A 13,488-nucleotide genomic window follows, 5' to 3' on the forward strand; every position below is an offset into this window, starting at 1 on the left:
GTCGAATTCCTTAAACTTGTTCTGCGTGGCTAGCTTGAGCAGCAGGACGATTCGTCACTTTTGCTTCAAACTCGCTACGGAAATGTTTGAGTGCGCCCATAAGCGGTTCCATTGCACCCGGTGCGTGGGCACAGAAAGTTTTACCAATCCATAACTTACGAGTTAACTCTTGTAAGTGATCGATATCTTCCTGCTTACCTTCGCCATTCTCTAAGGCTTTAAGCGCTTTCACTGCCCAAGGTAAGCCATCACGACATGGAGTACAGAAACCACATGATTCACGCGCAAAGAATTCTTCTAAGTTACGTGTCGCTGAAACCATACATTGGGTTTCATCAACCACCATTAACAAACAAGTTCCTAAACGTGAGCCTGCTTTCATGATGCTTTCCGCATCCATTGGCAGGTCAATGTGTTCAGCAGCCAAGAAGTCTGTAGAAGCACCTCCTGGTAGCCAGGCTTTTAATTTAAGACCATCACGCATACCACCAGCATAATCTTCAATTACTTCACGCGCAGTGGTACCAAAAGGAAGTTCCCAAAGACCCGGGAATTTAACTTTGCCTGATGCACCGTAAATCTTGGTGCCTGGATCTTTCGATTTACCTTCAGATAAACCGACATACCATTCAGGACCACGAAGTATGATCGCCGGTAAGTTGTTGAAGGTCTCTACGTTATTGACAATGGTAGGACGACCCCAAGCACCTGCAACTTGCGGGAATGGCGGTTTGGTACGCGGATTGGCACGGCGACCTTCAAGCGAGTTAATCAATGCAGTTTCTTCACCGCAAATATAACGACCCGCACCGGTATGCACGTGCATCTCAAAGTTCCAGCCTGTACCCAGGATGTTTTCACCCAAGTAACCTTTGGCACGAATTTGCGCTAATGCTTCATTTAAATAAGCAGCAGCTTCAATGTACTCGCCACGGATGAAGATATAACCCTGAGTTGCTTCTAATGTATAAGCCGCAATCAACATTCCTTCGATCAATTGGTGTGGAAGTTTCTCCATCAACAAACGGTCTTTGAATGTCCCTGGTTCCATCTCATCGGCATTACAGATCAGGTAACGAGGGCCGCCATCATTTGGTGCCATCAATGACCACTTAATCCCTGCCGGGAAACCTGCACCACCACGACCTTTTACAGTTGCAGCTTTAACCACATCAAGCACTTCAGCCGGTTTCATGCCCAATGCTTTTTTAAAGCCGGCATAACCTTCAAGTACTTCGTAATCATCAGCGTTACGAACTTCATCACGCTTGCTTAAACGCCAAGTCAGTGGATGAGTTTCCGGGTTACCGTCGCCATAAATCGGTTTTGGTTCAGTATTCATACATACTTCTCCAATAACTGTTTAACTGAAGACACTTCAACCAATCCGTGAGTATCTTCATTAATCATTAGGGTTGGACCTTTGTCACAGTTCCCCAAGCAGCAGATTGGCAAAATCGTGAAACGACCATCAGCAGTCGTTTGACCAAATTGAATACCAAGCTCGCGCTGGAACGCTTCAGCCAAAGTTTCCGCACCCATCAAGAAGCATGCAATTGAATCACATAGCAAAATTACATTGCGACCTACTGGTTGACGGTAGATACGGTTATAAAACGTAGCCACTCCTTCCAGGTCCGCAACACTCATAGAGAGCATTTGTGCAATCGCATTCATTTGCGCATCATCCACCCAACCGTTACGGCGTTGAACGCATTTCAATGCATCCAAACATGCTGCGCGTGGGTATGGATAATGGTCAATGTGATGTTCAATATCGTGGATTTCTTCCGAAGTTAAAATCCCTTCTACATTCACACGTGGCTTTTTATCAGTCAAAATCATCATAATGCGTTTACCCCTTAGCGATCCACGTCAGCCATAACGACATCAATAGTCGCTAAATAAATGATCAAGTCAGATACAAGACTGCCGTTAATCACAGAAGGCATTTGCTGTAAGTGCGTGAAGGTTGGTGTACGAATACGGGTACGGTAACTCATGGTTGACTTGTCTGAAGTCAAGTAGTAGTTCGATGCACCTTTTACCACTTCTGCCATTACAGAAGCTTCACCTGCAGGCATAACAGGACCCCATGACACGCTCAGGAAGTGCGTAATCAAGGTCTCAATATCTTGTAATGTCTTGTCTTTTGGCGGTGGAACAGCCAGTGGATGATCCGCTTTATAGTCACCAGACGGCATGTTGTCTAAACATTGCTTAACGATTTTTAATGATTCTTCAATTTCACGGAAGTGAACCATAACACGCGCATAAGCATCACCTTCGTACTCAAGTGGCACTTCGAAATCGTAGTTTTCATAACCGCTATAAGGACGGTATTTACGAACGTCGAAATCAATCCCTGTTGCACGTAGACCCGTACCCGTTACACCCCAAGCCAATGCAGATTTTGCATCGTATTGCGCTACACCTTGGGTACGACCCATGAATACCGAGTTGCGTAATGCAGCTGTGTAGTATTCATTCATACGTTTAGGCATCCATTCGAGAATTTCACGAATGAGTTTTTGCCAGTTGTTTGGAAGGTCGTGCGCGGTACCGCCAATACGGAACCAGGCGGGGTGCATACGGTAACCCGTGATCGCTTCAATCGCATCATAGATTTTTTGACGATCCGCAAACATGTAGAACACAGGCGTCATACCGCCGGCATCCTGAATCGCTGTACCAATGAACAATAAGTGGTTATTGATACGGAACAATTCAGACATCATGACACGGATACATTGCGCACGGTCAGGAACAGTAATTCCCGCCATTTGTTCCACACCCATCACATAAGGCATGTTTTGCGCACAACCACCGAGGTAGTCAACACGGTCGGTATACGGAATGAATGAATGCCAAGTTTGACGTTCAGCCATCTTTTCCACACCACGGTGGTGATAACCGATATCAGGCACACAATCTTTCACTTCTTCGCCATCTAACTGCAAGATCACACGGAATGCACCATGCGCAGATGGATGGTTCGGACCCAAGTTCAGGAACATGAAGTCTTCGTCTGCGTTGCCGCGTTTTAGACCCCAGTCTTCAGGCACGAAACGCAGGTGTTCTTGCTCGAAATCCTGTTTCGCCTGATTCTGCATATACGGGGTATATTCAGTCGCACGTGCAGCATATTCTTTGCGAAGCGGGTGACCTTCCCAAAAGGTTGGCAACAAAATACGACGGAGCATTGGATGCCCTTCGAAATTAATGCCGAACATATCGTATGCTTCACGTTCGTACCAGTTGGCATTTGGCCAAATGTTGGTTGCAGTTGGAAGATTTAAATCACTCTCATTCAACGCAATTTTTATACGAATATCACTGTTACGTTCTAGCGATAACAAATGATAGAACACGGTAAAGTCTGAGGCAGGCAGACCGTCGCGGTGCGTACGTAAACGCTCATCTACCGCCGACAAGTCAAACAGCATCACGTATGGACGTGACACTGTACGCAAGAACATTAAAACGTCTTGTACACGTGCGCGCTCAACCCAGACCGTTGGAAAATCTTCAAAAGTCGCTTGCACGTAGAAGTTCTCACCAAACTTGGTTTTGAGTTCTTCTACAATTGCAAATGCTGGGCGTGAATCAACTGGAGTTGATTCTGGCATAGCAATGTCAGTTTCAGCCATTGGCTTGGCTTCCTATTTAATACAAATTCAAGTCAACTTTAACGACAATTACACCCAGACCGGGTGCATCAATATTTCATCGTTAAAATTATTCAATTTCATCCATAGAGCGTAAGTTTTTCACTGCAATACGTTCAGCATTCTTACGGTCACGTTCTGGCTGCATCTTTGGCTTATACACTGGCTGAAGATCATCACCAATAACCGCTGAAAGTGGACGGCGCTCTAATTGAATTTGGTCTTGTAACAGCATTAATGCCTGCAATAATGCTTCAGGACGTGGCGGACAACCTGGGACGTACACATCGACAGGAATGATTTTATCCACACCCTGTACAACAGAATAAATGTCATACATACCGCCAGAGTTTGCACAAGCGCCCATTGAAATCACCCATTTAGGCTCTAACATTTGCTCGTATAAACGCTGAATTACAGGTGCCATTTTTACAAAGCAGGTCCCTGCAACAATCATTAAATCCGCCTGACGCGGTGAAGCACGAATAACTTCGGCACCAAAACGTGACATATCATGCACACCGGTTAAGGTTGTTGCATACTCTACGTAACAGCATGATGTACCAAAGTTAAAAGGCCAGACAGAGTTTTTACGACCCCAGTTTACAGCTGTATGCATCACGTCCTCTAAACGAGTCATGAATACATTTTTATTCACTTCTTCTTCAAGCGGATCGGTAACGACCTGACGCTCCTGAAGTGGATATTGATCAGCATCCGGATTCGCACGGGTCAATGTATATTTCATCCCGAGTTACTCCTTAATAGATGATGTAGCCGGTGTTTTAGCTTTCACACGACCAGAAGATTGAGCTGGAATTTGACCTGTAGGGTCCATAACCAACTCTTCGATAGAGTTAAAGCGAGTGATTTCTGCAAGGTTCATATTTGCTGAACCCATTTTTGGTTGTACCGCTGCCGATTTGCGACGGTCTGTGGGTGCCCAGTTTAATGCACCTACAGAAATTGCATAAACCAAAGCAATCAATAAATCCACCACAAAAATTACAACAGTGGTAAAACCGAGCCAACCTACCTCACGAACCGATGTAGCCCATGCGTAGAGATAAAGTGCTTCCAAGTCAAATACTACAAAGAAAATTGCAACCAAGTAGAACTTAGCAGACAAACGGATACGTGCTCCACCAGCACCTACCACACCTGACTCAAATTGCTCTTGCTTCGCACGGCCCCATGACTTACCCCCAAGGAGTAAAGGAACTGTGAGCATAAAGACACAAAGAAATGTAACGCCGATCACGAAGGCAATAATTGCCCAATCGTATGGAGTAATGGCACTCATGCGGGGATAACTCCTGGCAGGCCTAATTTATTAACAAAGAATGTATGTATTGGCCTTCAAATACACCAAACACAAAATTAATCCCGCCAATTGTACCTGATTTATGATTTCACTTGCTAGCTTATAAGCCTTAGTCTTTTGGATGATTTTTTGGTCATATTGTCCTTTTTCCAAAGCCTAAGCCCTATTGTTTATCTTGCAATCGCTTTATTAAATCAAAAAAAGAAAATTGATTATTTTTTTCAAATCCATGGAATCCAGCTGCATATTTTCCAGAAAAATCCAAATTTTATAATATTATCTATTTACTTAAGTACATGACCACTGCACACAAAACGCTCAATTTTGACCCACTGTCTTCTCAATTGCCATTCGTCCCTCTAAATCATTAGAGTAAATCATGGTTGTTGCATCTCCCCCATAAAGATCAGTGCTGTTAACAAGATCATGATGAATATGAGTTTTTTCCGTAGTATTGTTTAGTGTAGTTTTTTAAATCCTTAACCTTTATATAAAACAATAAATACGAATTCACAGTACATATTTTGTGTGTTTTTTTGCAATTCCAACCCATCTCGGGATGATCTACCTGCCTATTTATGCTATTCCTATCTGTATTCGTAGGACAAAAAAATAAGGAACAAACACATGGGCTTAGAATATACACACGAATCTGAATATTTTTTCTTTGCACAACTCTTGGTACGTCACGTGGAAGGATATATAGAAAAACATCCGGATGCCCAGAATGCTATTTTCGACCTCCGTGATATTTATGAGCTTTTTCGCCAAGATTTTGCATCTGCAACTACCAATCTGGATGCTATTTTAAATCTTGCAGATCAATATAAAGTTGAAACCCTAAATGGCGACCAAAAACTGATTAGCCATTATACGGTCGATCCTAAAAACAATTCTTTGCTTTTAGATTTCAATACGGATGCCCTAAAAAGCTTAAGACAAGGCAAACCGATTATTGAACCCGATGCCACGCTGAACGAATAATCCACAAAAAAGCACCGGACCCGGTGCTTTTTTATTACATGATTTAAAACTCTACACTGTCTTTCACTACACCAGTTTTCTTGCTCGATTTATTAAATCTTTCTACAGGCCACGTCATGGTAAAACGCGCCCCACCCAAACTCGGGCTTTTATCGACCTCAATATTACCGCCAAACCAATACGCGATACGACTTACAATAGACAAACCCAGGCCATAACCACCGGAAGCACGGGTACGACTGTCATCTAAACGGGCAAAAGCCTCAAAAATACGCTTGCGCTCTTCTTCGGGAATACCTGCCCCATCATCTTCAACCTGTACATAAGCCAAGCCTTCCTCATTGATCCCACCGCTTACAATCACTTTATAATCACAGTAGCGAACCGCATTTCCCACCAGATTCTGTACCACACGGTGCAAGTAACGACGCTCCGCATCCACCACAATATTAAGAGGGGGTGCCTTTAGCTCAATTTCTTTCTGGGTTTTGAGCGCTTCAGTTTCAACAACCACTTGATCCAGCACTTCAAACAAGACAATTTTTTCAAAATCTAAAGACGGTGTACCTTGTTCGAGTTTTGCATAGGTCATGATTTCATCAATCAAGGTATTCAGCGCTTCAATATCTTTATCAATCTGCTCGACTTGCTGTAAACGGTATTCATAGTCATCCTCGTCTGCGAGCATTTCCATACCAAAGCGGATACGTGCCACAGGGGTGCGCAGCTCATGCGAAACTGCACGCATCAATTCACGTTGCGCCTCAATCAAGCGCTGAATATGATCCGACATACTGTTGTAATTGGTCGCCAGATTTGCCATTTCATCCGTACCATCGACCGGCAAACGCAAGGTCATGTCTCCCGACTTCATGCGATGCAAGGCATAATTGACTTCGCGCAAACGACGTTGCATTGGCACAAGCAGGCCATACACCCCTAAACTCAACACAAACAGGCTGAGCAAGGTAATCCCGGCTGCAAGCTGGAAAGGCATCCAGTTAAATAACGGCACAGGACCAAGCACTAACACCTCAGAAGGTGAGCTAGGCATAGGTGAAACAATCGAAATAGTCGTTCCACGGACCGATGCATTGTCACGGTATAAAATAATACTGTGGTCTAATCGAAGTCGACCTATCTGTTCAGAATCAAGGGGGAGGTTTTGAACCTTTTCAATATTAACAGGATAGGAAAACTTAGATTGAATTTTTGCCAGATATTCTTTTTCTTGTCCTGGGTAATACACCAGATAATCCAGAATAAAAATGGGTAACGCTTTCATTTGGCGTTCTCCAATTTTATCTACCTTAATATAAAGCAGATGCTTGGGATCATTTTTCAAGCCAATAATCACGTAAGCGATCGAGTTTTGCGCATCATAACGAACCGCAGCCTCTTGATCATTAATTCGTCTTTTTTCGGTGCGCGATAAATCAACTTTATTTGCATCTACATAGTAAATGGGCAGCTCCAGCAAATTGGAAGCATCAGAAATCCAGTCTTTTTTCTGCTGCTCATTCGGCTGCCGGGCGATCCCCTCACTAATAATATAGGATATCCCATCGGTTAAAGATTCACGATATTCTTGCGCACGCTGGTAATTAATAATTTGTACCAACAGATAGCCAAATACTGCCACCAAGGCGACCAAAATGACTAACCCCGCATAAATACGCAAGAATATACTATGTTTAAACAAGAGGACGTCCTATAGGCATTAAGTACAACGATTAAAGACCGTTGGTTTCTTTAACAAATAAATAACCCTTACTACGGACTGTCTTAATACGTTTTGGATTTTCAGGATCATCACCAATTTTTGGACGAATACGTGAAATACGCACATCAATTGAACGGTCTTGGCCATCATATTCGATACCGCGTAGACGCTCAAAAATATCTTCACGAGACAAAATGCGCCCGGCATTTGAAGCCAATAACCACAACAGGTCATATTCAGCGCTGGTAAAGTCAACCAACTCCCCATTCAAAGTCACCGAACGCCCCCCGTTGTCAATTACAAGGTCATCAAATTCGATACGTTGCGCAACTTCATCTTCAGGTGCTTTGTCGGTACGGCGCAATAATGCACGGATACGCGCTAAAAGAACACGTGGCTGAACAGGTTTGGCAACATAATCATCTGCCCCCATTTCCAGACCCAAAACCTGGTCCATATCTTCGGTACGTGCAGTCAACATCAGAATCGGTTGATGATAATGTGGACGAACTTCACGACAAATGGTTAAACCATCAGCACCTGGCAACATCACATCCAGTACAACCAAGTCTGGTTGTTCAGCAATAATACGACGGATTGCGCGATTACCGTCAGGTTCTACCCCAACTTCTAATCCATTACGAATCAGGTATTCTTGAGTCAAACGTGCAAGACGTTCATCGTCTTCAACAATTAAAATTTTAGGTAACTTTTCTTCTTGGCTCATAAAATGCCCCTTTATATGGATTAAGGTATCCTTAAAAATCCTGCGGATACGCTTCAATATACACAGCAATATACACACGTTTACATTGTAAACAAGATAGCATTCACCAAACTGATACATCAAAGTAGCTTTTTGTTATATTTTTATTAAGTGTTGAATTGATTGAACTTTTAAAATTTAATGCACATTTCCACCATTTAATTAATATATCTTGTTACAAAATGATGAATTTATATACATTTTGCCATTTTGTTCAGAATATGACTAATTAATCGCATTCTTTCAACTTATCCACAATGTTATCTATAAGCACTTAATCCCAGCTTTGTTATGCTAGACCCCTATCCAATAAGGCTTATACAAGAAACATAAAAATAGAGATCTTTTTGCAATGAGATATTGCGAAGAAATAGAAAAATTTTTACTAAAATGTCAATATTGATCTAAGCTCATTTTTCCCGTATCTTGTGTTCAATTCGATTTTAAACCACTAGTTCTTGTGTTTATTCCTCAAACACTGAGATGAGATTTCGTCCAGTTCAAATGGTCCACACACATAACAATAGATGACAATGGAGCTATGCCAACATGAGCGTAATCACTTCAATTCCTGGTCAACTTCAGGTGATTAAACGCACCGGTGATGTTGCTACCTTTGATGCAGAGAAAATCTCTGTCGCGATAGGTAAAGCTTTTCTGGCTGTAGAAGGTCAACAGAGCGCTGATTCAAGCCGTATTCATGACCGTATAGAACAACTTACTGAAATGGTGATGAATACTTTTAACCGTCGTTTACCGTCTGGTGGCACGATTCACATTGAAGAAATTCAAGACCAAGTTGAACTTGCGCTTATGCGTACCGGCGAACAAAAAGTTGCACGTGCGTATGTGATCTACCGTGATCAACGTGCTGATGCCCGTAAACAAACTGGTGCACACCATCACCCGACTTTACAAGTAACGGCTGCCAATGGTCAGCTTCAACCGCTTGACTTGGGCGCGCTACAGGCCCATGTAGAAAAAGCGGCTGAAGGTCTGGAAGGTATTGATGTTCAAGCGATCGTTGATGAAACCATCAAAAACTTGTATAACGGCGTAAAAGAGTCTGACATCTCAACCACAATGATGATGGCGACCCGTACCCGTATTGAACAAGAACCAAATTATACTTATGTAACTGCGCGTTTACTCCGTGATAACTTGGTTGCTACAGGTTTAGAGTTCTTAGGCCTACCTACAGACACCAACGAAGGGGATGCTTTAGAAACTTTCCTCAAGAAAGGTATCGAGCTTGATCTTCTGTCTCCGGAACTGCTTAACTTTGACCTTGCGAAATTGGCAGCAGCGATTCAACCAGAACGCTCAAACCAGTTCACTTACTTAGGTCTGCAAACATTATTTGACCGTTACTTCATCCATTCAAATGGTATCCGTTTTGAATTACCGCAACTGTTCTTCATGCGCGTTTCAATGGGTCTGTCGTTAAATGAAGAAAACCGTGAAGATCGTGCCATCGAATTCTACAACTTGTTGTCTAGCTTCGACTATATGGCATCAACACCTACCCTATTTAACTCTGGTACTTTACGTCCACAGTTGTCTAGCTGTTACTTAACCACCATTGGCGATGACCTGTACAACATTTATGGCGCAATGCGTGATAACGCAATGTTGTCTAAATGGGCAGGCGGTTTAGGCAATGACTGGACGCCAGTTCGTGCCTTAAACTCATACATCAAAGGGACAAACGGTAAATCACAAGGTGTTGTTCCATTCCTTAAAGTAGCCAACGATACTGCGGTTGCGGTTAACCAAGGTGGTAAGCGTAAAGGTGCAGTATGTGCCTACCTTGAAACCTGGCACCTGGACATCGAAGAATTCCTGGAACTTCGTAAGAACACGGGTGATGACCGTCGTCGTACCCATGACATGAACACTGCAAACTGGGTTCCAGACTTGTTCATGCAACGTGTATTTGAAGATGGCGACTGGACTTTATTCACACCTTCTGAAACACCAGATCTACATGATTTGACTGGCGTAGAATTCGCTGAGCGTTATGCTTACTACGAAGGCATTGCCAAAGAAAATAATATGTTGCACAAAGTGATTCGTGCAAAAGATTTGTGGCGTAAAATGCTGTCCATGTTGTTTGAAACAGGTCATCCTTGGATTACATTCAAAGATGTATGTAACTTGCGTTCACCACAACAACACGTGGGTGTAGTACATTCATCTAACTTGTGTACAGAAATTACTTTGAACACCAATGAAGATGAAATCGCGGTATGTAACCTCGGTTCAATCAATCTTGTACAACACGTTCAAGGTGGTGTGTTAGATCGTGAAAAATTGGCGCGTACAGTAAAAACTGCTGTTCGTATGCTCGACAACGTAATCGACATCAACTACTACGCTGTACCGCAAGCACGTACTTCAAACATGAAGCATCGTCCTGTCGGTATGGGCATCATGGGCTTCCAGGATGCATTGTATGAAATGAACCTGGCTTATGGTTCTGATGCTGCGGTTGATTTTGCCGATGAATCTATGGAAGTGATTTCTTACTACGCTATTTCAACTTCAAGCGATTTGGCTGTTGAACGTGGTACATATGAGACATTTAAAGGATCACTTTGGGATCAAGGCATCTTGCCAATTGACTCTTTAGATATCGTTGCTAAATCACGCCCAGAACGCATGTTCGAAGTTGACCGCACGACTCGTCTGGATTGGGATACTTTACGTAGCAAAGTTCAAAAAGACGGTATGCGCAACTCGAACGTGATGGCGATTGCTCCAACTGCAACCATCTCGAACATTTGTGGTGTTTCTCAGTCTATCGAACCGACTTTCCAAAACCTGTATGTGAAATCTAACCTTTCTGGTGAATTCACAGTGATCAACCCGTACCTGGTACGTGCGTTAAAAGATCGTGGTCTTTGGGATTCTGTGATGGTGAACGACCTTAAACACTTTGAAGGTTCTGTTCAAAAAATTTCGCGTATTCCTGAAGAGCTTAAAGCCATCTTCGCGACTGCGTTTGAAGTTGAGCCACGCTGGATTGTGGATGCTGCATCACGCCGTCAAAAATGGATCGATCAAGCACAGTCTCTTAACCTTTACATCTCTGGTGCAAATGGTAAGAAACTGGACATGACGTACAAAATGGCTTGGTTACGTGGTCTTAAAACCACTTATTACCTTCGTGCATTGGGTGCGACTTCTACAGAGAAATCGACCATTAACACTGGTGCATTGAACGCAGTAAAATCAAACATGGGCCCTGCTGTTATCACTAGCGCACCTGTGGTTGAAGCAGTGAAAAAACCTGAAGCAGTAGCTGAAGACGATTTTGCTCAAGCAGCTCCAGTGCCATTGGCATGTTCAATTGACAACCCTGATTGTGAGGCTTGTCAGTGACAGTGATATACTTTAAAAAGTATACATAGTTAAACAATACCCCTTGTAAAACTTAGCATTAAGCTCTTTACAAGGGGTATATTTTTGTATTTAATAAATCTAAGGATAGTGATAATTAAAAAACGTATACAATGATTAAAAGAAGTATTAAAGAGTTTATCGCTAGTGATAAACGCCCCATGGTCATTCTCATAGATGAGAACAGAATTCCTTTGTTCTATCCAAACGTTTATGCAATGACTAAGTTTAGGAGTTTAGGACGTTCAACTAGTACAACTGACAAAGTACTAAGATGTATTGGTATCGCCCATCTATGGGCAACGTTAAATAATATTATTTTGGAAGAAAGTATTCTGTCTTCAGATTTTTTAACCATACAACAACTTCAAGATTTAGCTTTTTTTCTTAGATTAAATCGAAAACATCAAGACGAAATGGTGGTCACAAAAAATGAACATCAATCATTAAATCCTAAAAAAATAACAAAAAAGCTTGAAAATCTCATCTATATACCGCAGTCAAAACCCGATCACAATCCTTCGACTTCCCCCGCAGAAGGCTCATTTCGTATCAAAGCCATTTCTAATTACCTTAAGTTCCTACTACAAAGATCAAAACATCGTCTAAACAAAGACAAATTTAATGACATTGAACAACGCCTAAATTATTTCTCTTCACTTGCCCCAAAAGTCTCTAATAAAGGTGATCAAGATGCACCAGAGGGGCTCGCCCATAATGAACGAGATATACTACTAGAACTCATAAAGCCCGAGCATCCAGACAATCCTTTTCGAAATGACTTTCTCAAACATAGAAATCAATTAATCTATGAAATACTGTTAAGTACAGGAATGAGAAGAGGTGAACTGAGATATTTAAAGATAGAAGATATTAACTACACGACACATAAAATCAACATTCGTGTATCTAAAACCAAAGAACGAGAAATTAAATGCTCTTCAGTAATCTGTGAAAATTTTCATAGCTATATTACGAAATATTTAAATAAGATACCTTTTAAAAGTAGGAAGCATGGGTATTTATTTACAACACAGACTGGTAAACATTTATCAAATGATGCAATCAATTTAATGTTTAGAACTTTAAGACATCGAGCAAATTTATCCACACGTATAACACCCCATACAATGAGAAGAACTTGGAATGATGTGTTTAGTGAGATGCTAGATAGCCTTCCAAAAAATCAAAAACCAAATAAAGAAATAGAAAAGCAGATTCGAAATAGATTAATGGGATGGAGCTCAATATCAGAAATGAGTAATCAATATGCACGACGATCTATCAGAGAAAAAGCAGATGAACTTGCTGAATTATTAGCAAATAGTATAAATAAAAATTCAGAGCCTTAAGTATGCGCAATAATATAATTGAAGAAATAGATTTAATTACGGAACGAACTGTAATCTTTCTAGATGGTCGAGTATTGATAGTACCCCTATTTTCCACATTCGCTATTCCAAATCATGATAACCAAAATATTAAGTTAGACTTCAGTATATTCTCTATAAACTCAAAGCTTCATCATGCACTATCGAATATTATTGTAGATTTATTATCAACACATTCAATAAGATACGTTTCAACCATTCTTTATGCATTTAAAGATTGGTTAGATTTA

General features: G+C 41.7%; 10 protein-coding genes and 1 pseudogene. 4 read left to right on the forward strand and 7 right to left on the reverse strand.

Annotated elements, in window-relative coordinates; translation table 11 throughout:
• Window positions 1-10 precede the first annotated feature (10 nt).
• The 5 genes from nuoF to ndhC form a co-directional block, all read right to left on the reverse strand.
• The gene (nuoF, locus tag ACKI4H_RS03900; protein WP_407303984.1) at window positions 11-1,342 is read right to left on the reverse strand and encodes an NADH-quinone oxidoreductase subunit NuoF; all 1,332 of its coding nucleotides are present in this window, start codon (window positions 1,340-1,342) and stop codon (window positions 11-13) included.
• The gene (gene nuoE / locus ACKI4H_RS03905; protein WP_407303985.1) at window positions 1,339-1,848 is read right to left on the reverse strand and encodes an NADH-quinone oxidoreductase subunit NuoE; all 510 of its coding nucleotides are present in this window, start codon (window positions 1,846-1,848) and stop codon (window positions 1,339-1,341) included. Before nuoE ends, nuoF begins: the two co-directional genes overlap by 4 nt.
• Before the next feature lie 14 nt (window positions 1,849-1,862).
• A complete protein-coding gene (gene nuoC, locus ACKI4H_RS03910) occupies window positions 1,863-3,650 on the reverse strand; it encodes an NADH-quinone oxidoreductase subunit C/D (RefSeq protein WP_407303986.1) in 1,788 nt (595 codons plus the stop codon).
• An 88-nt stretch (window positions 3,651-3,738) separates the two neighbouring features.
• A complete protein-coding gene (locus ACKI4H_RS03915) occupies window positions 3,739-4,416 on the reverse strand; it encodes a NuoB/complex I 20 kDa subunit family protein (protein WP_407303987.1) in 678 nt (225 codons plus the stop codon).
• Window positions 4,417-4,422: 6 nt separating this feature from the next.
• Window positions 4,423-4,971, reverse strand: coding sequence for an NADH-quinone oxidoreductase subunit A (ndhC, locus tag ACKI4H_RS03920; RefSeq protein WP_407303988.1), 549 nt, complete (start codon window positions 4,969-4,971; stop codon window positions 4,423-4,425).
• Between the two features lie 648 nt (window positions 4,972-5,619).
• On the opposite strand from ndhC, the gene ACKI4H_RS03925 reads away from it, so the two are divergent.
• Window positions 5,620-5,976, forward strand: coding sequence for a hypothetical protein (locus tag ACKI4H_RS03925; protein ID WP_407303990.1), 357 nt, complete (start codon window positions 5,620-5,622; stop codon window positions 5,974-5,976).
• Window positions 5,977-6,019: 43 nt separating this feature from the next.
• Here the strand turns inward: ACKI4H_RS03925 and bfmS are convergent, their stop codons facing one another.
• Together bfmS and bfmR are read right to left on the reverse strand one after the other, a co-directional pair.
• On the reverse strand, window positions 6,020-7,678 hold the full coding sequence (bfmS, locus tag ACKI4H_RS03930) for a sensor histidine kinase BfmS (RefSeq protein WP_407303991.1): 1,659 nt from the start codon (window positions 7,676-7,678) through the stop codon (window positions 6,020-6,022).
• 31 nt (window positions 7,679-7,709) lie between these two features.
• Window positions 7,710-8,426: a response regulator transcription factor BfmR gene (gene bfmR / locus ACKI4H_RS03935; RefSeq protein WP_067726452.1), complete on the reverse strand. Its 717-nt coding sequence runs from the start codon at window positions 8,424-8,426 to the stop codon at window positions 7,710-7,712.
• Window positions 8,427-9,014: 588 nt separating this feature from the next.
• Here bfmR and ACKI4H_RS03940 point away from each other — a divergent pair.
• The 3 genes and pseudogenes from ACKI4H_RS03940 to ACKI4H_RS03950 all read left to right on the forward strand — a co-directional run.
• Window positions 9,015-11,849: a ribonucleoside-diphosphate reductase subunit alpha gene (locus ACKI4H_RS03940; RefSeq protein ID WP_407303992.1), complete on the forward strand. Its 2,835-nt coding sequence runs from the start codon at window positions 9,015-9,017 to the stop codon at window positions 11,847-11,849.
• 131 nt (window positions 11,850-11,980) lie between these two features.
• A complete protein-coding gene (locus ACKI4H_RS03945) occupies window positions 11,981-13,219 on the forward strand; it encodes a tyrosine-type recombinase/integrase (protein WP_407303993.1) in 1,239 nt (412 codons plus the stop codon).
• 2 nt (window positions 13,220-13,221) lie between these two features.
• Window positions 13,222-13,488, forward strand: a pseudogene (locus ACKI4H_RS03950) (site-specific integrase); the annotation flags it as partial.

Source organism: Acinetobacter sp., from assembly GCF_045628685.1.
Lineage (GTDB): Bacteria > Pseudomonadota > Gammaproteobacteria > Pseudomonadales > Moraxellaceae > Acinetobacter.